Annotated in this window: 24 protein-coding genes; 11 read left to right on the top strand and 13 right to left on the bottom strand. The window is 71.1% G+C overall.

All coding sequences use genetic code 11. The features are described from left to right. Positions 1 to 19: 19 nt before the first annotated feature. On the bottom strand, positions 20 to 1,435 hold the full coding sequence (locus CSR00_RS04045; protein WP_245905822.1) for an ABC1 kinase family protein: 1,416 nt from the start codon (positions 1,433 to 1,435) through the stop codon (positions 20 to 22). A gap of 27 nt (positions 1,436 to 1,462) precedes the next feature. After that, positions 1,463 to 2,644 (bottom strand): cytochrome P450, encoded by a 1,182-nt coding sequence (locus CSR00_RS04040; protein ID WP_099021121.1) that lies wholly within the window; start codon positions 2,642 to 2,644, stop codon positions 1,463 to 1,465. A 93-nt stretch (positions 2,645 to 2,737) separates the two neighbouring features. Here CSR00_RS04040 and CSR00_RS04035 point away from each other — a divergent pair, with 93 nt between their 5' ends. From CSR00_RS04035 to CSR00_RS04020, 4 genes are all read left to right on the top strand, one after another. Beyond that, positions 2,738 to 3,346 carry a TetR/AcrR family transcriptional regulator gene (locus tag CSR00_RS04035; RefSeq protein ID WP_099021120.1) on the top strand — a complete coding sequence of 203 codons (609 nt, stop codon included), beginning with the start codon at positions 2,738 to 2,740 and terminating at the stop codon, positions 3,344 to 3,346. An 86-nt stretch (positions 3,347 to 3,432) separates the two neighbouring features. Further along, positions 3,433 to 3,762, top strand: coding sequence for a WXG100 family type VII secretion target (locus CSR00_RS04030; RefSeq protein ID WP_099021119.1), 330 nt, complete (start codon positions 3,433 to 3,435; stop codon positions 3,760 to 3,762). A gap of 6 nt (positions 3,763 to 3,768) precedes the next feature. After that, positions 3,769 to 5,625 carry an alpha/beta hydrolase gene (locus CSR00_RS04025; RefSeq protein WP_245905821.1) on the top strand — a complete coding sequence of 619 codons (1,857 nt, stop codon included), beginning with the start codon at positions 3,769 to 3,771 and terminating at the stop codon, positions 5,623 to 5,625. 140 nt (positions 5,626 to 5,765) lie between these two features. Next, on the top strand, positions 5,766 to 6,242 hold the full coding sequence (locus CSR00_RS04020) for an LppA family lipoprotein (protein ID WP_245905820.1): 477 nt from the start codon (positions 5,766 to 5,768) through the stop codon (positions 6,240 to 6,242). Between the two features lie 21 nt (positions 6,243 to 6,263). Here the strand turns inward: CSR00_RS04020 and CSR00_RS04015 are convergent, their stop codons facing one another. Next, positions 6,264 to 6,629 carry a hemophore-related protein gene (locus tag CSR00_RS04015; protein ID WP_099021118.1) on the bottom strand — a complete coding sequence of 122 codons (366 nt, stop codon included), beginning with the start codon at positions 6,627 to 6,629 and terminating at the stop codon, positions 6,264 to 6,266. A 221-nt stretch (positions 6,630 to 6,850) separates the two neighbouring features. Here CSR00_RS04015 and CSR00_RS04010 point away from each other — a divergent pair, with 221 nt between their 5' ends. Next, the gene (locus CSR00_RS04010; RefSeq protein WP_099021117.1) at positions 6,851 to 8,134 is read left to right on the top strand and encodes an MFS transporter; all 1,284 of its coding nucleotides are present in this window, start codon (positions 6,851 to 6,853) and stop codon (positions 8,132 to 8,134) included. On the opposite strand, the gene CSR00_RS04005 is transcribed toward CSR00_RS04010, so the two are convergent. The 3 genes from CSR00_RS04005 to CSR00_RS03995 all read right to left on the bottom strand — a co-directional run bounded on the left by CSR00_RS04005 (position 8,100) and on the right by CSR00_RS03995 (position 12,950). Then, positions 8,100 to 9,920 (bottom strand): sulfatase-like hydrolase/transferase, encoded by a 1,821-nt coding sequence (locus CSR00_RS04005; RefSeq protein WP_099021116.1) that lies wholly within the window; start codon positions 9,918 to 9,920, stop codon positions 8,100 to 8,102. The genes CSR00_RS04010 and CSR00_RS04005 overlap by 35 nt on opposite strands. After that, the gene (locus tag CSR00_RS04000) at positions 9,917 to 10,375 is read right to left on the bottom strand and encodes an SRPBCC family protein (RefSeq protein ID WP_099021115.1); all 459 of its coding nucleotides are present in this window, start codon (positions 10,373 to 10,375) and stop codon (positions 9,917 to 9,919) included. Before CSR00_RS04000 ends, CSR00_RS04005 begins: the two co-directional genes overlap by 4 nt. Positions 10,376 to 10,526: 151 nt before the next feature. Further along, positions 10,527 to 12,950 (bottom strand): lysylphosphatidylglycerol synthase transmembrane domain-containing protein, encoded by a 2,424-nt coding sequence (locus CSR00_RS03995; protein ID WP_099021114.1) that lies wholly within the window; start codon positions 12,948 to 12,950, stop codon positions 10,527 to 10,529. Positions 12,951 to 13,090: 140 nt separating this feature from the next. On the opposite strand from CSR00_RS03995, the gene CSR00_RS03990 reads away from it, so the two are divergent. Next, on the top strand, positions 13,091 to 13,276 hold the full coding sequence (locus CSR00_RS03990) for a hypothetical protein (protein ID WP_099021113.1): 186 nt from the start codon (positions 13,091 to 13,093) through the stop codon (positions 13,274 to 13,276). A 90-nt stretch (positions 13,277 to 13,366) separates the two neighbouring features. Next, positions 13,367 to 14,521: an acyl-CoA dehydrogenase family protein gene (locus tag CSR00_RS03985; RefSeq protein WP_099021112.1), complete on the top strand. Its 1,155-nt coding sequence runs from the start codon at positions 13,367 to 13,369 to the stop codon at positions 14,519 to 14,521. Between the two features lie 19 nt (positions 14,522 to 14,540). Here the strand turns inward: CSR00_RS03985 and CSR00_RS03980 are convergent, their stop codons facing one another. From CSR00_RS03980 to CSR00_RS03965, 4 genes are all read right to left on the bottom strand, one after another. After that, the gene (locus CSR00_RS03980; RefSeq protein ID WP_099021111.1) at positions 14,541 to 14,807 is read right to left on the bottom strand and encodes a hypothetical protein; all 267 of its coding nucleotides are present in this window, start codon (positions 14,805 to 14,807) and stop codon (positions 14,541 to 14,543) included. A gap of 40 nt (positions 14,808 to 14,847) precedes the next feature. Then, on the bottom strand, positions 14,848 to 15,201 hold the full coding sequence (locus tag CSR00_RS03975; RefSeq protein ID WP_099021110.1) for an STAS domain-containing protein: 354 nt from the start codon (positions 15,199 to 15,201) through the stop codon (positions 14,848 to 14,850). Positions 15,202 to 15,441: 240 nt separating this feature from the next. After that, positions 15,442 to 15,879 (bottom strand): type II toxin-antitoxin system Rv0910 family toxin, encoded by a 438-nt coding sequence (locus CSR00_RS03970; protein WP_099021109.1) that lies wholly within the window; start codon positions 15,877 to 15,879, stop codon positions 15,442 to 15,444. 31 nt (positions 15,880 to 15,910) lie between these two features. Next, positions 15,911 to 16,663, bottom strand: a complete 753-nt coding sequence (locus CSR00_RS03965; RefSeq protein WP_099021108.1) for a TetR/AcrR family transcriptional regulator — start codon at positions 16,661 to 16,663, stop codon at positions 15,911 to 15,913. 117 nt (positions 16,664 to 16,780) lie between these two features. Here CSR00_RS03965 and CSR00_RS03960 point away from each other — a divergent pair, with 117 nt between their 5' ends. Next, a complete protein-coding gene (locus CSR00_RS03960) occupies positions 16,781 to 18,151 on the top strand; it encodes an NAD(P)-binding domain-containing protein (RefSeq protein WP_099021166.1) in 1,371 nt (456 codons plus the stop codon). Between the two features lie 11 nt (positions 18,152 to 18,162). Here CSR00_RS03960 and CSR00_RS03955 read toward each other — a convergent pair whose 3' ends face one another. From CSR00_RS03955 to CSR00_RS03945, 3 genes are all read right to left on the bottom strand, one after another. Next, a complete protein-coding gene (locus CSR00_RS03955; RefSeq protein ID WP_245905819.1) occupies positions 18,163 to 19,653 on the bottom strand; it encodes an adenylate/guanylate cyclase domain-containing protein in 1,491 nt (496 codons plus the stop codon). Further along, positions 19,634 to 20,266 carry a TetR/AcrR family transcriptional regulator gene (locus tag CSR00_RS03950; RefSeq protein WP_099021164.1) on the bottom strand — a complete coding sequence of 211 codons (633 nt, stop codon included), beginning with the start codon at positions 20,264 to 20,266 and terminating at the stop codon, positions 19,634 to 19,636. Before CSR00_RS03950 ends, CSR00_RS03955 begins: the two co-directional genes overlap by 20 nt. 104 nt (positions 20,267 to 20,370) lie before the next feature. After that, positions 20,371 to 21,237 carry an SDR family oxidoreductase gene (locus CSR00_RS03945; protein ID WP_099021107.1) on the bottom strand — a complete coding sequence of 289 codons (867 nt, stop codon included), beginning with the start codon at positions 21,235 to 21,237 and terminating at the stop codon, positions 20,371 to 20,373. Positions 21,238 to 21,340: 103 nt separating this feature from the next. Here CSR00_RS03945 and CSR00_RS03940 point away from each other — a divergent pair, with 103 nt between their 5' ends. The 3 genes from CSR00_RS03940 to CSR00_RS03930 are packed head-to-tail and all read left to right on the top strand — an operon-like array spanning position 21,341 to position 24,318. Beyond that, positions 21,341 to 22,924 carry a methylmalonyl-CoA mutase family protein gene (locus CSR00_RS03940; RefSeq protein ID WP_099021106.1) on the top strand — a complete coding sequence of 528 codons (1,584 nt, stop codon included), beginning with the start codon at positions 21,341 to 21,343 and terminating at the stop codon, positions 22,922 to 22,924. Continuing rightward, the gene (locus CSR00_RS03935) at positions 22,925 to 23,362 is read left to right on the top strand and encodes a cobalamin B12-binding domain-containing protein (RefSeq protein WP_099021105.1); all 438 of its coding nucleotides are present in this window, start codon (positions 22,925 to 22,927) and stop codon (positions 23,360 to 23,362) included. It abuts the gene before it with no gap. Continuing rightward, positions 23,362 to 24,318 carry an LLM class F420-dependent oxidoreductase gene (locus tag CSR00_RS03930; protein WP_099021104.1) on the top strand — a complete coding sequence of 319 codons (957 nt, stop codon included), beginning with the start codon at positions 23,362 to 23,364 and terminating at the stop codon, positions 24,316 to 24,318. The genes CSR00_RS03935 and CSR00_RS03930 overlap by 1 nt, the downstream gene beginning before the upstream one ends. Positions 24,319 to 24,353 lie beyond the last annotated feature (35 nt).

Here is a 24,353-nt window from a genome sequence, read left to right as displayed (position 1 = left end):
AAAACCGGGCCGTACGGCGTCACGGGTGGTCGTGGTGGTCGAGGGCCATGGGCAGTCCACGCTCGCGCACCCAGGCGTGGTGCTGTCTGCCGAGCTCGCTGACCGGGTCGGCGACCGCGTCGATGTCGTCGAACAGTGATCGCGAATACATGGTGGCGTTCAGGCCGGCGCACACGCTCAGCACGGCCAGTTGCAGGCGACTGAGGAAGACGAAATCGTCGGGAACGGTCATCCGGGCCATCGGATGCGTGCCGTCGCGCACGTCGAAGAGCCCGCGGATGGTGCGCGCGGTGGTCTCGGGGGTGTAGGTGACGGGTTGGGGTGCGCCGACGACTTCGTAGAGCATGTCCGATTGCCAACGATAGAGATCGTCGGCGGTCAGATCGGAGTCGTCGGAGAGGAATCCCGCCTGGGTCATCAGGTCCCGGTAGTCGTCCTTGCGGCCCTCGAAGACGGCGCGATTCATCGCGACGAGCCGTCGACGCTGCAGTTCGGGCAGCACCTTCACGCAGCCGAAGTCGACGAAGCCGACCGTGCCGTCCTCGGAGAAGCGGTAGTTACCCGGGTGTGGGTCGGCGTGCATCAGGTTGGCGTGTCTGAAGTTGCCCTGGCTGAAACGAGTGATCGCCTCCGCCCAGGCGTTCTTCAGCTCCTGCTCGGCCTGTTGTGCCGCGGCCCAATCCATTCCGTCGAGATAGGTCATGGTGAGCACCCGATCACCGGACAGGTCGTCGACGACATCGGGAATCCGGATGAAGGGGTGCCCGCGGTAGAGCTCGGCGAAGCGCGCCACGGTCCGTGCCTCGTGCCGGTAGTCCACCTCCTCGGAGATGCGCGCCGCCGCCTCGCGGGCCACCGCCTGAACATCGACCCTGATGCCCGACGCCGAGGTGACGAAGCGCAGAAACGTGGCCAGCAGTTCGGAGTTGGCCAGGTCGTGGCGGATCGCCCTGGCGACGCCGGGGTACTGGATCTTCACCGCGACGTGGCGGCCGTCGTGCAGGACCGCGCGGTGTACCTGACCGATCGAGGCCGCCGCCACCGGCTCGTCGCCGAACTCGGCGAAGAGCTCCGTTCTGCAACCGAGTTCGGAGTCCAGGGTTTCGCGGACCAGATCGGGATGCATGGGGTGCGCGTCGGCCTGCAATCGTGTCATCGCGGCCTGGTAGGGCCAGAATCCGCCCGTGCCCACGGCGCGGGAGTCGAGCATGGACATGATCTGGCCCATCTTCATCAACACGCCCCGGGAATGGCCGAGCAGTTCCGCGTAGCGCTCGGCGGTGCGTTCGTGGAAGCGTTCGACCGCGCCGTCCCGGCCCGCGCGCTGCTGCAGTCCGGCGACGAGGCGGCCGCCGGCAGCGCGTGCGGTGAACCCCGCCAACGGCATGGTGCGCTTGAGCCGGCCGGTCGGCACCGGTCTTCGGTCATCGGGCATGCGGTGTCCTATCGGGCGTGCGGTGTCCTAGGCGGTGAATACGGCTGGGACGGTGAGTGGTCCGCGAATGGCGGGGGTGTCGCGCCAGACGGGTGTGCCGGTGAGGATCGGTTCGCGGTCCAGGAACTGCCGCAGCGCGACGGCGATCTCGAGCCGGGCCAGGGGGGCGCCCAGGCAGTAGTGCGCGCCGTGGCCGAAGCTCAGGGGTGCGGGTCCCCGGCGGCCGGGCCGGAAGTCGTCGGGCCGCGGGTAGACCTCCGGGTCGCGGTTGGCGGCAGCCACACAGGCCAGGACGGGTTCGCCGCGACGGATGGTGACACCGTCGAGGTGGTGGTCGGTGGTGGCGGTGCGGGCGGCGGCCTGGACGGGTGCGTCCAGGCGCAGCAGTTCGGTGACGGCCGCGGGATCGGCGGGGTCGATCCCGTCGGCGAGGCGGGTGCCGTCGGGCGTGGGCGTGAGAAGCCGGATGAGGCCGGCGCCGAGGAGGTTGGCGGTGGTCTCGTGACCGGCCACCGCGACGAGGATCGCGGTGACCACGACCTCGTCGAGGCTGAGGCCGGGATCCGCGGCGATGAAGCTGAGCAGATCGTCGCCGGGGCGGGCGCGGCGGTCGGCGGCGGCCGGCAGGAAATCGGCGATCAGCGCGGCGGCCGCGGAGAGGCCGTCCCGGAGTTCGCGGTCGTCGCTGAAGCCGCCCAGGATCCGGACGATGGACGGGGAGTGGTCGCGCAGCGCACCGCACTGACCGGCGTCCAGGCCCATCCAGGCGCCGATGACCGCGATCGGCAGCGGCAGCGCGATCCGGGACATCACCTCGACCGGGTCCTGCACGTGCACCGCCGAGATGACGTCGGCGCAGATCGACTCGACGCCGTCGGTGAGGCCGGTGACGAACGAGCGGGTGAACACGTCACGCACCGCGCCGCGCAGCCGACCGTGTGGTGCTGCATCGGTGAACAGCATGTTCGCCTCGACGAACTGCGGGTCGAGGAACGCGGGGGCATCGCGGGAGGGGCGCCCGGCGCGGGGATCGCTGATCCAGCCCGGCCCGGACAGCACCTCGCGGACGGCGTGATAGCCCAGCGCGAGCCACGCCTGGGCGGTCCCGTCCCACACCACGGTGCCCTCGCGGCGGCGTGCCTCGTAGAAGGGGTGGGGATCGGCCGCGTCCCACGGCAACCGTGGCGGGCTCGTCTCGGGGGCGGTCATGGCTTGTCGTGTGGCATCGAATCGCTCCCAGCGGAACGGACAACGGGTAAAGTGACCTCAGACAGAGAGTAAGTGATCACTTTGGAGAGGTCAATGACGGCGCCCACCCGCGAACGATTGCTCACTGAAGCGATGCGGCTGTTCAGCGACAGGGGATTCGAGGCCACCAGCGTCTCCCAGATCGAGGCGGCCGCCGGCCTGGCCGCGGGTTCGGGCGCCCTGTACCGCCACTTCAAGTCCAAAGACGCCCTGCTCGCCGCCGGGATCGACCGCCAGCTGGACCGTCGCGCGGCCATGCACGACATCCGCGCCCTCTTCGCCGGGATCGGAGACCTGCACGCCGAACTCACCGTCCTCGGCCGCTACCTGCTCACCGTGATCGATCAGGAAACCGAGCTCCTCCAGATCGCCGCGCGCACCCCCGCCGGGCTGTCCGCGCGTCTGGACGGCGCCTACGCCGCGCTCGTCGACGGGCTGACCGCCGAACTCGCCGGCTGGATCGAGACCTGGGGGCCGCAGCTGACCCGCCGGGAACGGTCCACCGTCGCCGCGCTGGGGGTCAACGCGCTGCTCGGAGCCCGCTTCGCCACCAACCTCTTTCGTCGGGCCGACGCGGCCGTCCCCGACGACGACTATCTCGCGGAATGGACCACGTTGCTGGCGGCCCGCCTGCAGAATCGGTCGGGGCCGGCGCGCCCGTGAACACCCCCACCGCCGGTGACTGGCGCGCGTCGGCGGTGTGCTGCTATGCATGACGCGGTAGGAAGTGTCGTCGTTGGGGGGTTGCCGTGGCGCTCCGGGTGAACATCGAGGATCTGATCGCCTCGGGTGTCGCGGTGACCGGTCACGGCGAGGACGTCGCGATGCGCCACGCCGATGCCGACGGCCGGGTCGAGGTGGCCCAGGGCGGCTGGCGGGGCGCCTCGGCGGCCGCACTGGCGGCCAAGAGCGCGGCCTGGCTGCAGACGACCGGCACCCTGTTGACGCGGATGTCCGATCACGCGCAGGGGCTGCACACCAGTGCACAGTGCTTCTGCGAGATGGAGGAAGGCGGCAGCCGGGCACTCGAGATCCCGGCGCAGGCCGCCGACGCGATCACCGCGCAGACCTCGCCGTGAGTTGCGGTGACCCTGACCGTCGCGGACATCGAGCGGTGGGACCCCGGCGACGTGCGCGAGGTGTTCCACGCCGCCTCCAGCCGCGCCCAGGCCGCCCGCGACGCCGCCGGCGGGCTGGCGACCCTGCCGGCGTTCGCGACGTGGGGCGGGGCGGCCGCGGCCGCGGCCCGGGACGCGATCGGCAAGACCCGCGCCGACCTCGACGCGCACGGTAACGAGGCGATGGCGGTGGCCAACGCCGCCCGCGGGGCCGCCGACGAGATCGAGCGGATCAAATCCGAACTGGCGACGCTGAAGGCCGACGCGGCGGTGCTGGGCATGGAGATCGACCCGGTGTCCGCGACGGTGGTCCCCGGTGCCGGGGTGCGCGGCAATCCGATGGAGATTCTGCTCAAACAGCAGCAGCTGCAGCCCCGGCTGGACCGGATCGTCGCCGAGGCGAACGCGGTCGACGCCGCACTGGCCCACGCCATCGCGATGGCCGACGGCTCCGCGCCCATCCCCGCCGACGCCCTCGACACGCCACTGCTCGATCAGCCGCTGCCGCAGGACCCCGACGAGTTCACCAGGTTCTGGCGCAGCCTGTCCAACGAACAGAAGGACTACCTCTACCGCCGCGACCACAACGTCGGCAACCACCCCGGAATGCCGACCGGCGACGACACCTATCGCGGCAGTGACTACTACAACCGGCTGAACCTGGCCGACCAGCTGGCCTCGGCGCGGGCTGCCGAGGCCCGCGCCGAGGCCCTGCGCGCCGCACATCCGGACTGGGCGGCCGGCGACAACATCCCCGAACTGAACAAGCCAGGCGCGATCTTCGACGACCGGCTGCGCTACGAGGACTGGCAGCGCCGGTACGACGCGGCCCTCAACGGGGCTCGGTACCTGCCCGACCTGCAGGCCGTCGACAAGGCGGTGACCGGACACCCCGAGCGCAAGCTGATGGTGCTCGACACCCAGACCGGCCGCCAGGCCCGGGCCGCGGTCGCGGTCGGCGACCCCGACACCGCGCAGAACATCTCGGTGACCACCCCCGGTCTGAACACCACGGTGCGCGGCGGGATCGTCGACATGGCATCCGAGGCGTCGAACCTGCGTCAGGAGGCGATGCGCCAACTCGGCCTGGTCCCCGGCCACGCCGGCGACACCGTGGCGGCGATCGCCTGGATCGGCTACGACCCGCCGCAGATCCCCGGCACCGACGACCTCGGTGCGTCCCTGGCCGGGGCCTGGGAGGTCAGCCACGACAACGTCGCCCGCGCCGGCGCGGTCGATCTGTCCCGCTTCTACGACGGCGTCACCGCCGCCCACGAGGGGGCACCGGCACACCTGACGGCCATCGGGCACTCCTACGGATCGCTGACCACCGGGCTGGCTCTGCAGCAACCCGGCGACCACGGCGTCACCGACGCGCTCTTCTACGGCTCACCCGGCATCGAGGCGAGTACGCCCGGCGACCTGCAGTTGCAGCCCGGCCACGTGTTCACCATGGAAACACCCGACGATCCGATTCAATGGGTCTATGACGGACCACCGCTGGCCCACGTGGCGGCGCCGCTGGTCCCCGGTCTCGGCCCGCTGCTGCACGGAGGTCTGCTGGCCGGCGACGCGACCGGCGCCGGCCAGTTCGGGCCGAACCCCGCCACCAACCCGAACTTCGTGCACCTGGAAACCGAGGCGGTCAGCATCCCCGACCGCCGCGGCGGCGTGCTGGACCTCGACGCCGCGCACGGCCACAGCGAGTACCCGCGCACCGGAACCACGACGGGTCCGACCGGTCAGGCGCTGCCCCGCACCACCGGCTACAACATCGCCGCGGTCGTGGCGGGCCTTGACGACAAGGCCATTCTGGACAGGTGAACGGAGTCGACATGCCTAGATCGCTGCCGGTGCCGGTGCCGGTGTTGAGGCCTCGGCTCGCCGCCGCCACCCGCGCCGCCGCGCTGGTCACTGCCCTCGTCACGGCCCTCGTCATTGCCCCTCTCGCGTCAGGATGTCAGGTGGACACACCCCACGAACCCGCCGAGCCGGCGCCGTCGACGGACACCGCCCCGGTGCTCGAGGAGCTCGAAGCGCTGCCGTCCCTGTCCGAAACCGAAGCCGCGGTGCGGACGGCCATGGACGAGATCGTCGCCGGCGCGAGCCGCATCGCGCCGCAGCTGGTGTGGACGACGCAGGACAACGCCGAAACCGACAACTGCCAGCGGCCCTACGACCGGACCGACGGCCGGCGCTCCTTCCTGCCCAACCGCATCGCGCAGAACGCCGGCCTGTCCGAACGGCAGTGGTCGCAGATCCTCGACACGGCCACGTCGTCGGCCGCCGGGATCGGTGCCACCGACATCCAGACGATGCAGGACGCGCCCGGCAACCACGACGTCGGCTTCTACGGGCCGGCCGGGTTGTTCATCAAGGTCGGCTATCAGGGCAACCTCGGGATCTCCGGCTATACCGGCTGCCGGTTGCCGCGCCCCTGACCGGCCGTTCAGTACCGGCTGTCAGTACTGGCCGCAGGTTTCGGCGACCCGCAGAACCGTGTCCGCGTACTGCTGGCTCTGCTCGGTGCCGGCCTTCGGGGCCAGCAGCCCCTGGGCCTGCTCGAGCATCTGCTCGCGCTGATCGACCGGGGCCGACAGGAACGTCTGCAGCCGGGCCTGTGCCATCGGATACTGCGTCAGTTGCCTGGCCAGGTCGGGTGCCTGCGCGTCCAGTGCGGCCTGCACCTGGGCGTAGCTGCAGGTGGTGGTGGTCAGCGGCGTCAGGTCCGGGGCCGCCGAAGCCACCGCCGCCTGGCCGCCGTACATCGCCACCGCCACCGCCGCGCCGATCATCGCCGTGCGGGCCGGCCGCCGAAACCTGGTCATATCTCTCCGCCTTCGAACACCCTGTGTGCGGCCGGGATCGGCCGCGCACCCAGCACACCAGTCCGCGTGTTCGGCCATCGCTAGGAACATCCGGGCTTGGAACATCCGGCTGGGCCAACCCCGCCCCCGCGGCGAAATGCATCCATGTGCTATGTACATGGGGTGCCGTTGTTTCGCTTCGATCCCGTCGACGCGCTGCTCGGCCCGCGGGTGGTGACCCCGTGACCGCCCACACGAGCGCGCGGCCCGCCGCGCGTGGCGCCCTCGGGCTGATGTTCGACCCGGTGTTCGGCGCCCTGTTCTGGGGCAAGATGTTCTCCGTCGTCGGGGTGTGGACGCACGGGATCGTCGCCGCCGTGGTGATGTACCAGGCGACCCACTCGGCGCTGATGGTCGGCCTGGTCGGGGTGGTGCAGTTCGCCCCGCAGCTGATCCTCAGCCCCACCAGCGGCAAGTGGGCCGACGCCGGCAACCCGGCCCGCCAGATCCTGCTGGGCCGGGTCTTCTGCACCGTGGGGTCCGGCTCGGTGGCGGCCTCGCTGGCACTGGTCCCCGACGTCGCCGGCGGCCGAGCGGCGGCCGCGGTGCTGGGCGGAACACTGCTGGTCGGGATCGGCTTCGTCGTCGGCGGGCCGGCCATGCAGTCGATCGTGCCGTCGCTGATCCGCCCGGGTGAGCTGTCCACGGCGATGGCGCTCAACAGCATCCCGATGACCGTCGGGCGGATGATCGGACCGGCGATCGGCGCCTATCTGGCCGCCCACCTCGGCTCGGCCGCCGGCTTCGCCGTCAGCGCCGGGCTGCATCTGATCTTCGCGATCTTCCTGGTGCTGGTCCGTTTCCCGGCCCCGCCGGAGCGGCTGGCCGGCGCCGACTACCGGGTGCGCACGGCGCTGCGGTACGTCTGGCGGGATCGTCCGCTGCTGCTGGCGCTGGTGGCCGTCACCATGGTCGGGTTCGCCGCCGACCCGTCGATCACGCTGACCCCGTCGGTGGCCGACGCGCTGGGCGGGGGCACCAGCCTGGTGGGGGCGCTCTCGGCGATGTTCGGCATCGGCGCCGCGGTCGGGATGACCGCGCTGGCGCTGCTGCGCGGGCGGGTGCCCGCCGAGCGGGTGTCCTCGGTCGGGCTGTGGTTGCTCGGCGGCGGGTGCGCGCTGCTGACCGTCGCGACGGTCACGGCGCTGGCGCTGGCCGGTTTCGCGGTGGCCGGGCTGGGCTTCGGCTGGGCGATGACCGGTCTGAGCACCGTGGTGCAGGAGCGCGCCCCCGACGAGCTGCGCGGCCGGATCATGGCGCTGTGGCTGGTGGGCTTCCTCGGCTCGCGCCCCATCGCGGCGGCTCTGCTCGGCGGGATGGCCGACCTGGTGTCGGTCTACGCCGCGTTCGTCGTGGCGGCCGGGGCGACGGTGGCCACGGCACTGCTGTGCCTGCCGCGGCGCCTCAGCGGCCCCGCCGTGGCCCCCCGCCTCAGCGGCCCCGGCGCTGCCACATCCGCCGGATGACCTGCGCCACGGCCGGTCCCGCCGGGGCGGGCGGCCGGCGGCGGGCATAGGGCCACGGGTTGTGCCGTTCGGGCACCGATTCGGCGCGCATCCGCTTCAACTCCGTGCGCAGGTGGCGGCGTAGCTCGTCGAGGCCGGGATCCGTCCAGCGGTTGTCCGCTTCGATCGGGTCGGCGGTCAGGTCGTAGAGCTCCCACTGGTCGTCCAGGGGATCGGTGCGGTACACCTCGCCGCCGAGTCCGTTGGCGGCCAGGTGCCGCACCCCGGGCTCGGTCCACGTCGACGGGTCGTCGAAAGTGCGGACCAGTTTCCACAGGTGATCGGCTCCGCCGGCGGCCTCGGAGTCGGCGACCAGCACCACCAGGCCCTCGAAGTTGGCGGCGGTGTGGGCCGGCAGCTCGATGCGCATCGGGGCGGGCGGGTTGCTGGTGACGCCCAGCCCGCGCGCCACCGCCGAAACCTGGGTATCACCGTCGAGCACGGCGTCGCGGGTCATCAGGTACACGGCGCGGGCCGGCTCGGCGGGGGCACCGTCGACGACCGGCATCAGGTCGCGGCCCGGCAGCGGGTGCACCTCGCTGAACGTCTCCGCCAGGATCTCGCCGACCGCACCCACGTCGACACCGGCGGCCGCCAGCAGTGTCGGCACCAGGTCGACGTGGGAGGTCGGATCCTGCACCACCCGCGGCGACGTCGCGCGGGCTCCGGTGCGGACCACGGTGAACGGCACCCGGGTCGCCTCGTCGTAGAGGTTGAACCACTTCTGGTGCAGTCCGCCGTGTGCACCCAGTAGCTCGCCGTGGTCGGCGGTGCGCACCAGCACGGCCTCCTCGGAGCCGCCCTCGGTGACCGCGCGGCGCACCCGGTCGATGGGGTCGTCGACCTCGGCGTGCAGCCGGTAGTAGAGGTCCCGGTACCGCTGCCCGTTCTGGGCGTAGGCCCGCCGGATCACCGGGGCGGGCCCGTATCCGGAGTAGTAGGCCTCCCGGAACGCGATCTGGGCGGCCGGTTTGGTCGAGAGGTCCTCGCCGGCGGTCGGCGCGGGCGGGACCGGCGGCGGGTCCAGCGGGGACGGCTCCAGCGGTGAGCGGCGCAGCCACGCCGGGAACAGCACGATGTCGTGCGGGTTGACGAAGCTGGCCACGAGCAGAAACGGGCGCTGCGCCGCGGCCTCGCCCGCGCGCCGGCGCGCGTAGCGGTCGGTCAGCCAGGCCACCACCCGGTCGGCGATCAGCGGATCCCGGCGAGTCCCGCTGTCGCCGAGCTTGCCGCCGTGCGGTTCGGGTCCCACCCAACCCGAGAAGCCGTAGGGCCCAAGCGGATCGGCGTCGAGGTAGCGCTGCACGGCGGCGGGGTCGACGACGCCGTCGGCATCGTTGGTGGCCAGCGATTCACCGGTCGCGGGGTCGGTCAGGTCGGCGTGGGTGATGTGCCACTTGCCGTCGTAGTGGGTGTCGTAGCCCGCGGCGCGGAACCAGTTGCCCAGGGTCGGGACCTCACCGGGCCGCAGCCAGCGCAGCCGGGAATCGTCGTAGCGCTTGCCGATGCCGTCGGTCTGGGTGACACCGTGCAGGTCCGGGTACTGGCCGGTGAAGATGGTGGGGCGGCTGGGGACACACGCCAGCGAGCCGGTGTAGTGGCGGTGGAAGCTGACCCCGTGCTCGTCGAACCACCGGCGCCCGGGCAGCGCCGATTCCCGCCAGGCGGTGAGCGCCTCGGTCTCGTACGGCGGCGCCGCACGTTCCTCGTCGGTCATCACGATGATGATGTCGGGCCGGGTTGTCATGGCTTTACTCCGCTTCGTTGCACTGCGACGGCGAGGTCGGCGAGCATGCCGTCGGACGACCGGGCCACGATGCGTGCCGCGAGTTCGGCCGCGGCGCGGCGCAGCGGGCCGGGCCCGTCGTCCACCCGCGTGGTGAGGGTGACGACGGTGGCGCCGTCACGGTGTGGCCGTAGCGACCACCGGTTGGTGATGCGACCCAGGCCGCGGGGCAGTCCCTCGATGGTGTAGGCCAGCGTGTGCGGCGCGTCGAACTCGACGATGCGCTCGACGAGGGTGAGGTGGCCGGCCTGGATCCGGCGGCTGGTGCCCACCGGCGCACCCTCCGCCGGGTGGGTGAGGATGCACGAGTGGTCGACGTTGCCGGCCCAGGAGGCGATGTCGCCGAATGCCGCCAGTGTCTGCCAGATCCGGTCCTGACTGGCGGTCACGGTGCGGGCACGCCGGCGTTCGGTCATCGTGCCCGACCCGGGGCCTCATCCCGGCCTTCGCCGTGGACCTCGCCGCGGTCTTCGGGGGATCCGAGCTCTCCCATCAACCTCCGCCTTTCACCCGTCTCGAGCGCCACCCAGCATCGCAGAGCCCGGCGCCTCGCGCAGCCGACACGCTTTAGATCATGTCCTTGCGGGTCAGCCAGCGCATCACCGGCCAGCCGATGAACACCGGCAGCCAGCAGGTCAGAATCCGGTAGAGCAGAACCGCGGGAACCCCGATGGCCGCGGGCACCCCGAAGGCCGCCAGGCCGCCGATCAGCGCGGCCTCCACCGCCCCGACACCGCCGGGGGTGGGCGCGGCCGAGGCCAGGGTGCCGCCGACCATCGTCACCACGGTGACCGTGACGAACGAGGTGTTGCCGCCGAACGCCTCGATGCTGGCCCACAGCGTCAGCGCCGCGCCGAGTGTCGTTGCCGCACAGCCAAGAACGATCAGGCCCAGCCGCTTCGGTTCGCGGGCCAGATCGGCCAGGTCGGACAGCACCTCCTTGAGTTTGGGGCGCACCGCCGTCGACAGCCATCGACGCAGCTTCGGCACCAACAGGAACGCTCCGACCAACCCCAGGGCCACCCCGGCGATGAGGTAGAGCACGGTCGCCTTCGGCACGAAATGCGACAGGTCGGCGGAGGCGCCCGCGGCGGCACTGAAGAAGATCAGCAGCCCGACGTGGGTGATCACCTGCACGGTCTGCTGCAGCGCCACCGCGGCGGTGGCCCGCAGTGCGCCCAGCCCACCCTTCTGCAGGAACCGCGTGCTCAGCGCGAGCCCACCCACCCCCGCGGGGGTGGTGGTCGCGGCGAAGGTGTTGGCCACCTGCATGATCGTCAGGTTCTTGAAGCTGACCGCCCCGTCGGCGCAGGCCCACAACGCGGCGGCGGCACCCACGTAGGTCAGCGCCGAGACGGCCAGGCCCAGCACGGCCCACCACCAGTTGGCCGTCCGCAGCTCCGAGAAGAAGGTCGGCACGGTGCTGATGAACGGGTAGGCCACATAGACCAGGGCCACCAGCAGCACCAGCTGGATGACCTGTTTGCGGCTGAACCGGGTGATGTTCTCGGGCCGGATCTGGTCGGCGCCGGTCTGACGCATCACCTGCTCGCGGGCGGCGGCGATCACCTCGCCGGGCTCGGCCACCGACTCTCGGACCCGTGCGGGCACCGCGGCCTTGGTCAGCCGGCGTGAGCCGGTCAGCACGGCGTCCGTGCCGAAGGTGTCGATCGCGGCCGCGACGGCGGATTCGGCGCCGTAGATCGAGGTCGTGGTGACCAGCAGCTGGGCGATGTCGGACTGCAGCTGGACGTCGGTGGCGCCGTATTCGGCCGAGCCGAAGCCCCCGAACAGCACCGTCCCGTCGTCGACGGTGATCTCCTTGGCGCGCAGGTCGCCGTGCGAGATCTGGTGGCGGTGCAGCACCTGCAGCGCCCGCCAGGGGGCCCCCGGCGGCGTCGCGTCGGTCAGCGGCTCGCCGCGGCAGGCGGTGTGGGCATACATCGTCCAGCCACGTTCCAGCTCGGCCATCGCCACCGTGCGGGTGTTGGCCCGCTCCAGTTCCCCGATCGCCACGGCCATGAGCGCGCGGTGCTCGACGGCTCGGCGCATCGAGGCCTGCAGCGGCGCGGTCTCGCTGCCGCGGAGGCGGAACTTGCTCCACAACTGGCGCAGGGCGCCACCGCTGCGCTGATTCGGGCCGTACATCTCCAGTTCGGCGGTCAGCAGATGGTCCGCCGCCCCCGACGGGGCCGGGGCGTGCTCACCCGGTTCGCCCGGTGTTCCGGCCGGGGGAGTCGTGGCGGTCAGCACGAGCGGGCCGGGGCCGGCCGGGCGGATCACGGTCAGTCCCGACACGCGGAATCCGCGTCGGGCCAGTGCGCGCACCGCGCCGTCCAGCGGGACCTCCAGGGCGGGTGTGCCGACCACCAGCACCACGAGTGCGCCGACGAACCAGCCCACCGACAGCCCCAGCAGGGAGCGGGCCGGCACCACCGCGCTGACCACCAGGTGGATCGGCACGAACGCCAGCAGCAGCGCCCACCACCAGCGCCGCCACCGTGCGGGCAGCCACGGGCCCGACACCGTGAGCACGGCCGCCAGCATCGCGATCCAGCGGGGATCGTCGAGGAACTGCGACAGCAGGGTGTCGAGCCGGCCGGACAGGTCGAAATGCCACCTCGGTGCCGCGATCCCGTTGCCGGTGATCGACAGCGCCAGGATGGCGATCAACCCGGCGGCCCAGTACGCGCCCAGCAGCTTCCACTGACGGGCGATCACCAGGCTGACCAGGATCAGGAAGGGCAGCGCCAGGATGAGCAGGCCGTAGGTCAGGTAGACCAGGTTGGACTGGGCCGGGGTCAGCACTCCCACGATCTCGGAGATCGATTTCTCCAGCGACTCCCAGTCGTTGCGGGTGATCAGCGAGCTGGTGACGACGGTCGCCAGGAAGACGGTGGCCAGTGCCAGGCGCAGGATGTCGTTGGTACGCCGGGTCAGCGGTTGCAGCAGACTGCCGGTGATGGTGATGTCCCGGCCGTCGACCCGCATGGCGCACTCATCCTACGAGCCCCGGCGCGGTGTGGGGGCCGGCGCGCGGGGTAATTCTCGAGTGGGTGCGGCGACGCACGTCCACACGGCGGCCGGGCAGGAGCCAGACGAGAGCCAGACGAAAGCTGAGGTGATGGCAGATGGGACGCGGTGAGCACCCCGAGCGGACACCGCTCTACGGGGCCCTGCTGATGGCCGCGGCGTTCCTGTCGGTGTGGCTGGCCAGCGTGGTGGGTCAGCGCTGGCTGAGCGTCGCGATCCTGGTCGTTGCGGTGGTCGTCGGTGCCGTCGGCTTCGTGATGACCTTCCGGGACCGGGAGCCGTGACGCGCGTGCGGCCGGCTCGGTCCGGCTTGCGACGATGAGTTGATCCCGCGACCTGACCCTGCGATCTGACCCCGCGAAAGGGACGACCCGATGAAGCTCACGGCGGAAGAAGACGCCATCGTCAAGACGGTCCACGACTTCGTGGACAGGCAGGTCCGACCGGTGGTGCACGATCTCGAGCACGCCAACACCTACCCCGAGGCCCTGATCGAGACGATGAAGGAACTGGGCATCTTCGGGCTGGCGATCCCCGAACCCTACGGTTTCGGCGCCGTGTCGATGCCGTGCTACGTCTCGGTCACCGAGGAACTGGCCCGCGGCTGGATGAGCCTCGCCGGCGCGATGGGTGGGCACACCGTGGTGTCGAAGCTGCTGGTGCTGTTCGGGACCGCGGAGCAGAAGCAGGCCTATCTGCCGCGGATGGCCACCGGGGAACTGCGCGCCACGATGGCGCTCACCGAGCCCGGGGGCGGCTCCGATCTGCAGGCCATGCGCACCGTGGCACGTCCCGACGGCGACCATTACGTGATCGACGGCTCCAAGACCTGGATCTCCAACGCCCGCCGCGCCGGTCTGATCGCGCTGCTGTGCAAGACCGATCCCGGCGCGGTGCCCGCCCACCGGGGGGTGTCGATCCTGTTGGTGGAGAAGGTCCCCGGGTTCACCGTGTCCAAGGACCTGCCCAAACTCGGGTACAAGGGTGTGGAGAGTTGCGAGCTCAACTTCACCCAGTGCCGGGTGCCCGCGAGCGCGCTGCTGGGCACCGAGGAGGGCAACGGCTTCGCCCAGATGATGAAGGGCCTGGAGGTCGGGCGGTTGCAGGTGGCCGCCCGCGCCACCGGAGTGGCCCGCGCGGCGTTCGACGACGCGCTGCGGTACGCCCAGGAGCGGGAGAGCTTCGGGGTGCCCATCTGGCAACACCAGTCGGTGGGCAACATGCTCGCAGACATGGGGACCAAACTGGCCGCGGCGCGCGCCCTGCTGTTCGGCGCGGCCGAGCGGTTCGACTCCGGGCAGCGCACGGACATGGAGGCGGGGATGGCCAAACTGTTCGCCTCGGAGACGGCCATGCAGATCGCGCTGGACGCCGTGCGCATCCACGGCGGTTACGGCTACTCCACCGAGTACGACGTGGAGCGCTACTTCCGCGACGCGCCGCTGATGATCGTGGGCGAGGGCACCAACGAGATCCAGCGCAACGTCATCGCCAAGCAGTTGGTCAAGCGCGGCGGGCTGGACATCTAGCGACGGACCGGCACCGCTCTCAGCCCCCGGTCCTGCGCTGCAGCAGGGCCGACCGGTCGTGCACGGTGATCACCTCGTCGAGTCGTTCGTCGCCGTAGAGCGACCAGAAGGGCTGCGTCACAGACTCGTCGGCGTAGGTGTCGTGCTCGGTGGCGCGTACCTGGCCGTCGACGACGCGGCTGACGGTGATCCACCGGCCCGAGCCGGGATCCTTGACGATGTCGCCGGTGCGGATCGCCTCGACGGGTACGGATTCGGTTCCTGCGCTCTTCGAGGTTTCGGACATGGCGCGAGTATCGCAGCCGCGGATGCGGTTCGCCCGCCGGTCAATCGCCGGCCCGATGCCCGGCGCACAGCCGCAGGACCCTGCTCGCCGCCGTCCCGGGGATGAGTACCCAGCTGGTGTGGTGGCCGGCGGCGCTCCGGTCGATGGCGCTCAACGCGTGAAACAGTTCTGTGCCCACGAAACTCGTCCGGCTCAGGTCGATGACTAGGGAAGCGGCGGTCTCGGTGGCCCGCCGCGCGGTGTCGGTCAGTTCCCCGGCGTTGTGGGCGTCGAGTTCCCCCTCCACACTGACCAGGACGCTGCCGGTGGCCAGCGTTCGTACGGTCACCGCGGCGCGCGGGCGATGCCGCTGATGGCGGTGCGGGGCGGTGACATTCACGTGGACGGCCGGCATGGGCAACCTCCGCGAGTCGAAGCCGGTTCCTGCGCGCCGCGGGCGTTTCCTCGCCGTTGTGGGCGCGACGGCTGGGGACTCAACCTGGTGGCCAGGCTACTACGGAATCAGTACCGGGACAACGGCCGTCGGGGTAGGGAAACTGCCTGTTCAGTGGGCATGCACCGGGCGTGTGGTGGGGATGGTTCGGCGATGTATCGGGCGGGTTACCTACGGATTCCGTACCGGCCCGCGGGTGGGTCAGCTGACCGGTGTGAGGGCCGCGAGGTTGCGCACCGATTTCTTGACGTCGGAGTGCAACACCCTGGCCACGATCCGCCCGACGGGGCCGTTGAGCACTCCTCCGCTGAGGTCGGCGCGGACGTGGAAGGTCGACCCGTCCCGGTCGCCGTCGACGCCCATCCGCAGGCCGATGTGCACTCCGCCGCGACCCGATCCGTGCATGGCGATGCAACTCGGCTCGTCGTAATCGGTGACCTTCCAATGGATTACGTTGCGAAAGCCCTTGACCTTGATCACCGAGGCCACCGTGGTGCCGGTGCCGATGGAGGCGGGCACCCGGCTCTTCCAGCCGCCGAAGATGGTCAGCCACTCGTCGAAGCGGCGCAGGTCGGAGGCCAGGGCCCAGGCCTGGTCGGGGTTGAGGTCGGAGGAGACCGAGACGTTCACCGATGCCATGGGTGTGCGCGTACCCACCGTTGCTGGGTCGCTAATCCTGATCCCGGACCCCGGTCCCGCCGCCGGTCCCGCCGCCGGTCCCGCCGCCGCGGGGCCCGGCGACCGTCTCGGCGATCAGGGCGTCCAGCGGCGTCTGGGGCGGCAGGGTCGGACCGGCCACGGGGTTCCGGCCGACGAGCACGTCGACCAGACCGTCGGCCAACGCGAAGAGGTCCTCGATGCGGACCTGCATCGCCAGCGTGTGCTGCACCGAGACCATGCCGTGCAGGCCGGTCCACAGGGTGTGTGCCCCCTGGTGCAGTGGCAGGGCCAGGAGGTGCCCCGCCCGCGCGCAGGCCAGCAGGCCGTCGCGCAACTGCTCGGAGACCTGGCCCGCGGGATGGGAGCCGAGTCGCTCCCGTGGCAGGGCCGGCTGTCGGACCTGGTACATCAGCCGATAGTGGCCGGGACGGTCCATGGCGAACGCGCAGTAGGCGTGGACCTGCGCGGTGAGTCGTTCCCGCGGCCCGCCCGCGTCGACGGCCTGCGCGGCGGCGTGCATCGCCTCGGCCAACTGGCGGTACCGGTCTGCCAGGGCGGCCCAGACGAGTTCGGCCTTGTCGGAGAAGTGCAGGTAGATCGACGGTGGCGCGACGCCGGCCTCACGGGCCACGGCGCGCATGGTCAGTGTCTCGTCGCCGCCCTGCCGGTCCAGCAGCCGGCCGACGGCGGCCAGCACGTCGGCTCGTAGCCGCTCGCCTTCGCCGCGGCGGTTGCGGCGGCGCGGCGATGCTGCCGATCCCATAGACGGGGACCATATCGGCTCCCGGTTGTGCGGGGAATCACCTGGTCGTGCGGCCCCGTCAAATAGATAGCTGGGCTAAACTCATCGTAGGTGAACTTAGTTAGGTTAGGAATGACGATGACGGCGACCATTGACGACACCACCACTGCACACGCTGCGGAACCCGCCGGCGGCACGCTGCGGGCCGGCGTCGTCGGGCTGGGCATGATCGGCGGGGGCGTGGCGACCAGCCTGGCCCGCAGCGGCCGCACCCCGCTGGTCTACGACGTCCGCCCGGAGGCCGCCACCGGATTGCCGGCCCAGCCGGCGGCCACACCGGCCGCCGTGGCCGCGGGCAGCGACGTGGTCCTCGTCGCCGTCGTGGACGCCGCACAGGTCCGCGCGGTGTTGCGCGGGGACGACGGTGTGCTCGCCGGGGCCCGTCCCGGTCTGATCGTCGTCGTGCTGTCCACGGTGTCGGTTCCCGAGGTTGCCGAGCTGGCCACCGAGTGCGGTCACCACGGTGTGACGGTGCTCGACTGCGGTGTCACACCCGGTGACCGCGCCGCCACCAACGGGATGGTCGCCATGCTCGGCGGTGACGCCGACACGGTGCGGCGGGCCCGGCCGGTCCTGGAGGACTTCGCCAAACAGGTGGTGCACTGCGGTCCGCTCGGAGCGGGCATGGCGACCAAGATCGCCCGTAACGTCATCACCTACGGAAGCTGGCGCGCGGTGCAGGAAGCCGCCGACCTGGCCGCGGCGGCCGGTGTGGATCCGCAGACGCTCATCGACGTCGTCGGGGAGGCCGACCCCGACGGGGCGACACTGTTCACCTGGCTGCGCAACCGCGCCGGCCGACCCGACCACGTGGCCGAGGTGGCGCCCCAGGTGCAGCGCCTGATGGACAAGGACCTCGCCGCTGCGCAGGACTTCGCGGCCGGGCACGGGCTCGCGGTGCCGCTGGTCGACGCCACCCGGGAGCGGGGTGCGGACACCCTGGGCCTGCCCGGGCGGCGGCCGCCCGCCGACCGTGGCGACGACCCTGGCCATGACTCTGGCCGTGACTCTGGCCGTGACTCTGGCCATGACCCTGGCCGTGACCCTGGCCATGACCGGGGGGAACGGGGCCTTCGGACCATGGACGAGGTGTACGGACCCGGGCTGGCCGCGGCCATGCCGGCCGAGCGTGGCCCCGCCCTGTCCATGACGATCGACCATCTGTTCGGCGAGGTGTGGAGCCGTCCGGGGTTGTCCATCCGGGACCGGCGACTGCTCGTCCTGGGCGCGACGGCGATGCTGGGCCGCGCCGACCTGATCGAGACCCAGGTGCGCGGCGCACTGATCAACGAGGAACTCAGCGAGGCCGAGTTGGACGAGATCGTCCTGCAGCTACACTACTACGCCGGATGGGGCAACGGCACGGCCGTCCAGCGGGGCGTCGACGCCGCACTGGCGAACCGGGCGCAGACCTTCGTGGCACCCGACGACCGTCCAGACCCGGCCTGAGGCCCGAACCGTCAGGCCGAGGGGGCCCACATGTCGGTGGGGCGGCTGCGTCCGCGCAGCACCACCGAGCCGGCCGGCCGCCACCGTGCCCGCTCGTCCTCGGCCGCGTCGCGGACCGCCGCCCCGGAGGCCAGGACCCGTCCGGGATCGGACTTGGCACGGTCGGCCAGCCGCGCCGCCTCGTTGACGGGATCGCCGATCACCGTGTACTCGAACCGGTTGAGGGCGCCGAGGTAACCGGCGAACACCGGGCCCGCGCAGACGCCGACCCCGAAGTCCAGGCTGGACAGCCCACGCATCGACGTGGCCAGTTCGCGCGCCGTGGCCAGCGCGTCGCCTGGCGCGGTGGCGCTGCGCAGCGGTGCGCCGAACACCGCCAGTGCCGCGTCGCCCTGGAATTTGTTGACGAACCCGTGATGGCGGTCGACGGCGGCGACGACGGCCCGGAAGAAGTCGTTGAGCACGTCGGCGACCTGTTCGGGCGGGTGGGTGGCGGCCAATCGGGTGGAACCGGCGAGGTCGATGAACAACACCGCCACCTCGCGCACGTCGCGGTACAGCGACTCGTCGCGCTGCACCAACAGCTTGACCACATCGTCGCCGACGTGGCGGCCGAACAGATCGCGCAGGCGGTCGCGCTCCCGGAGGCCGGCCACCATCCGGTTGAAACCGCTCTGCAGCAGACCGATCTCGGAACGCTCGTAGATTGCGACCCGGCGGTCGATGTTGCCCCGTTCCACGTCGGCCATCGCGTCGACGACCTCGCGCACCGGGTCGGAGATCGACCGCGACACCAGCATCATCCCGCGCAGGCCCCACAGCATCGCGACCGCCGAGAGCACCAGGACGGGAACCTCGACCGAGGCCGTGGTCTCGATGATCCACCCCCGTGCGCGGATGAGGATCAGCAGGGCGATTCCCGTGCTGGGCAACGCGCAGCACAGCACCCACATCAGCAACAGCCTCGCCATAACCCCGGGGGCGGTGTCCCGGTCGACGCCGTACGGGCCTGCCGCGGCGCTGAGGGGATGCAGCGTCCGCGCGGTGAGCAGCAGGGCGGTGCAGACCGCGGCGGTGGCCCCGAAGAACACCGCGGGCCCCACCAGGACGGCGACGGTGACCGCGTCGCGCAGGTTGGCCAGCACCACCACCGCGCCGCTGGCCGCCCACACCCCGACGAGCAGAAAGGTGGTGCGCCGGGCGACGTTCAGCGCGCAGCGGCGCTGCCGCGGGGTGGGGGAGGCGCCGCTGAGGTACCAGCGCAGTGGGGGTAACACGTTGAGCACGCTGCCGACCACCACGACCACCAGCGCGACCACCACCAGGGCCACGACCAGCGGGTCGTTGTGCTCCCCGAACGGGGCGTGGCCCGATCCGAGTGTTTCGCGGCGCAGGGCGGTCATCACGATCAGCACCTCGATGACCGCGAGGATGTGGGCGACGGTGACACCCGCGGTGTAGCGCAACGCCAGCCCGGCGGCGCTACCGGAGGGCCGGGTCACCCAGCCCAACTCCGACACCGCCGAGGCAGAACCGCACGAGATGCTCCACGTCCCCCTGCGGTGGCCGGCGCCCGGACCCCAGATAGCTGCGCAGCACCCCCATCGTGCAGTGGAACACCGCGTCCCCGTCGCGCTCCGGGCACCGTCCGCCCATCGCGGCCAACGGCGCGTCGAGCAGCACGCGCAGCGGTCGCATGACGTCGGCGTCGGGTTCGTGGCGTTGGGCGACCGTCGAGAACTGGGCCACCGTGGCGTGGCACATGCTGAACAGCTGCGGGTCGCTGAGCTGGGCGAGCAGCCCGTCGACCCAGCTGGCCACCTTGCCCGCCGGGTCGGTGGTGCCGTCCATACGGGCCGCGAGATCGGCGGCCACGCGCGCGATGCCCCGCTCCATGACGGCGAGCACCAGCTCGTCCTTGCCGCCGAAGTAGCGGTAGAAGGTCTTGTTGCAGGTGCCCGCCTCGGCAACGATGTCGCTGACCTTCGGTGAATCCGGGGCCGCGGTCGTCATCACCCGCACCGCCGCGGACAGGATGCGCTCCATCTCCCCGTTGGCGTCCGCCCGGTCCGCGTTGGCGCGCGCCGGCCCGAGCGTGGTGCCCCGACCGTCCATCGCCACCTCGTTCACACGGATTCGTCGCTTCCGAGAATATCCTTCTCGGTCAGCGAAATCATCGTTTCCGGTGGATGTGGCGTCGCGGAGGGGCCGCGGAGGGTTCAGTCGCCGGCCGGATCCAGGAACAGGTCCCGGATCGGGTGCGCCCCGCCGCCGTAGCGGGACAGATCGGTCATGCCGGCCCCGGTGAGGACGTCGGCGTCGATGAAGCAGTGTCCGGTGGTCCGGCGGGCCGGGCGGCGCAGGATCTCCACCGCGGCGTCGGCCATGATCTCCGGGCTGCGCGACGAGGCGGCCAGCTCGTCGCCGTCGGCGAGGTTGGTCACCGCCGCGGTGGCGATGTAGGTCTCGGGCCACAGGCAGTTGAACGCGATTCCCGGGCCCCCGTTGGCCTCGCCGAACTCCTCGGCCCACCCCAGCGACAGCAGGGTCATCCCGTACTTGGACAGCGTGTAGGAGGGGTGCACGCCCAGCCAGTACGGGTTCATGTTGACCGGCGGGGCGATGGTCAGCACGTGCGGATTGGGCGAGTTGCGCAGGTGCGGCAGGCACGCCTTGGTCAGCAGAAAGGTGCCGCGGATGTTGATGTCGGCCATCAGGTCGAATTTCTTGGCCGACAGCTTCTCGGTGGGGTCGGTGGAGATGGCGCTGGCGTTGTTGACGCACACGTCGATGCCGCCGAACCGCTCGGCGGCGGTGTCGGCGACGCGTTGGACATCCTCTTCCTTGCGCACGTCCCCGACGACCGCGACGGCCTTGCCGCCGGCCGCCTCGATCTCGGCCGCCGCGGTGTACACGGTGCCCTGCAGCTTCGGGTGCGGCTCGGCGGTCTTGGCCAGCAGGACGACGTTGGCGCCCTGGCGGGCCGCTCCGACGGCGATGGCCAGCCCGATACCGCGACTGGCGCCCGAGACCACGAGGGTGCGGTCGCGCAGGGTGGTCGTAGGGTCGGCGCCGGGCTCGGTCATGTCTCTCCTGGGGTTGCGTTCGCCTAGGATGGTATTTGCATTCTCTTTTTTTGCAAGTACGTTATCCCCCATTGGCTCACGTCTGGCCACACGATGGAGAAATATGGATTACACAGCTGAGACCTCGTCCGGCATCCCGCTGGACCCGGTCTACGGTCCGCAGGCGCGCGGCGAGGCGGGGGTGCCCCCGATGCCCGGCGAATATCCGTTCACCCGCGGCAACTTCTCCACCGGCTACCGCGGCCGGCTCTGGACCTTCCGGCAGTACTCGGGTTTCGGTACCGCCGAGGAGTCCAACCGCCGCTACCGCTATCTGCTCGAGCAGGGCGGCACCGGGTTGTCGGTGGCGCTGGATCTGCCCACCCAGTGCGGATACGACTCCGATGACGCCGAGTACGGCGAGGAGGTCGGCCGGGTGGGTGTCGCGGTGGACACCCTCGCCGACGCGGAGATCCTGTTCGACGGCATCCCGCTGGACAAGATCTCCACCAGTTTCACCATCAACGGCACCGCCGCCATCCTGCTGGCGTTCTACGTGGCCGCCGCGGAGAAGGCCGGGGTGCCGCGGGAGAAGCTGACCGGCACCATCCAGAACGACATCCTCAAGGAGTACGCCTCGCGCGGCACCTGGATCTGGCCGCCGGAGCCGTCGCTGCGTCTGATCGCCGACACCATCGAGTTCTGCGCGGCCGAGGTGCCGCGGTTCAACGCGATCTCGGTGGCCGGTGCGCACTTCCGCGACGCCGGGGCCAACGCCGTGCAGGAGATGGCCTTCACCCTGGCCGACGGTGTCACCTACTGCGACACCGTGGTCGAGCGTGGCCGGATGACCATCGACAAGTTCGCCCCGCAGATCTCGTTCTTCTTCTACACCCACGGCGACTTCTTCGAGGAGATCGCCAAGTACCGGGCGGGACGGCGCCGTTGGGCGACCATCGTGCGGGAGCGCTACGGGGCCGGCACCGACAAGGCGTCGATGTTCCGGTTCGGCTGCGTGGCCGGCGGGGCCTCGCTGTTCGGCCCGCAGGCGCAGAACAACCTGGTGCGCGTGGCCTATGAGGCGATGGCGGCGGTGCTGGGCGGGGTGCAGTCGATGTTCACCGCCGCCTGGGACGAGCCGTTCGCCCTGCCCAGCGAGGAGTCCGCGACGCTGGCGCTGCGCACCCAGCAGATCCTGGCCTACGAGACCGGGGTGGCCCGGGTGGCCGACCCGCTGGGCGGGTCCTACTTCGTGGAGGCGCTCACCGACGCCACCGAGGAACGCATCATCGAGATCATGCACGACCTGGAGCAGCACGGCGGCATGGTGCGCTGCATCGAGGACGGGTATCTGCAGGGCCTGATCGCCGACGAGGCCTACAAGATCCACCAGGAGATCGAGTCCGGCGAACGGCCGGTGGTGGGGGTCAACAAGTTCGTCTCCGACGAGCCGCCCCCGGACATCTCCACCTACGAACTCGACGCCGAGGGGCGCGAGCTGCAGCTCAAGCGGCTGGCACGGGTGAAGGCCGAGCGCGACTCGGCGCAGGTGGCCTCCACCCTGGCGGCGCTGTCGCGCGCCGCCGAAGGGACCGACAACCTGATGCACGCCCTGATCGACTGCGCCAACGCGTACTGCACCGTGGGGGAGATGGTGTCCGCGCTCAAGGCGGTCTGGGGCGAATTCCAACAACCGGTGGTGTTCTAGATGACTGACACTTCGCACGCCCACCCGCAGCGGATCCTGGTGGCCAAGCCCGGCCTGGACGGGCACGACCGCGGCGCCAAGATCGTCGCGCGGACCCTGCGGGACGCCGGGTTCGAGGTGATCTACACCGGCATCCGGCAGCGCATCGAGGACATCGTCTCGATCGCCCTGCAGGAAGACGTTGCGGTGGTCGGGCTGTCGATCCTGTCCGGCGCCCACGTCGCACTGACCAAGCGCACCGTCGACGCGCTGCGCGCCGCCGACGCCGGGGACATCGCCGTCGTCGTCGGGGGCACCATTCCGCAGGGTGACGTGCAGAAGGTGCTCGACGCCGGTGCCGCGGCGGTCTCTCCCACCGGGACGGCTCTCGATGCCCTGGTGCGCGATGTCCGTGCGCTCACGGGTCAGCCGGTGGCAGCCGAAGGGAGTGCCGAGTAATGCGGTTGGGAGTGATGATCGGCGCCGAGCGCGGCGACATGACCCGCAAGGTCACCAGGTTCCTCTCCGACATCGAGTGGGCCGAGTCGGCGGGGCTGGACACCGCCTGGATGCCGCAGGTGCCCGACGACTTCGACGCGCTGACGATGGTGTCGCTGATGGGCACCCGCACCGAGCGCATCGAGCTCGGCACGGCCGTGGTGCCGCTGCAGGCCCAGCATCCGATCGCCCTGGCACGCCAGGCCCTGTCGGTGCACGCCGGCAGCGGTGGGCGGCTGGCGCTGGGGGTGGGGCCCTCGCACCACTGGATCGTGCGCGACATGCTGGGCATCCCGTACGAGAAACCCGCCGCCTACACCCGCGACTACCTGGAGGTGCTCAACACCGCGCTGGCCGGGCCGGGCCCGGTCGACGTGGAGAACGACACCTTCACCGTGCACAACCCGACCGCGCTGGGCGCCGAGCGGCCCCTGCCGGTCCTGGTGGCCGCGCTCGGCCCGGTGATGCTGAAACTGGCCGGCGAGCTGGCCGACGGTACCGTGCTGTGGATGGCCGACGAACGCGCTATCGGTGAGCACATCGCGCCGCGGATCACCAAGGCCGCCGAGGGCGCCGGGCGCCCGGCACCGCGCATCGTTGCCGGCATCCCGGTGTGCCTGTGCGCCAACTCCGAGATCGAGGCGGCCCAGACGCGCGCCAACCGGATCCTGGCCGAGGCCGAGACCTCGCCGAACTATCAGCGGCTGCTCGACCGCGGGGACGCCCGCAATGTGGGCGATCTGTGCGCGGCCGGCGACGAGGAGTCGATCCTGGCCCGCTTCAAGCAGTTCGCGGATGCGGGTGTGACCGACCTGTCGGTGCGGCTGTTGCCGATCGGGGAGACCCGCGACGAGCTGGTGGCGTCGAAGTACCGGACCCGCGAGGTGATCGGCGAACTGGCGAAGGCCGTGCGATGAGCGCTCGCGCGAAGAGCCGAGGACGCCGATGAGCG

The sequence above is a fragment of the Mycolicibacterium palauense genome (genome assembly GCF_002592005.1).
Lineage (GTDB): Bacteria > Actinomycetota > Actinomycetes > Mycobacteriales > Mycobacteriaceae > Mycobacterium > Mycobacterium palauense.
The sequence above is the reverse complement of the archived record's forward strand: the minus strand, read 5'-3'. Positions and strand labels throughout refer to the sequence as shown.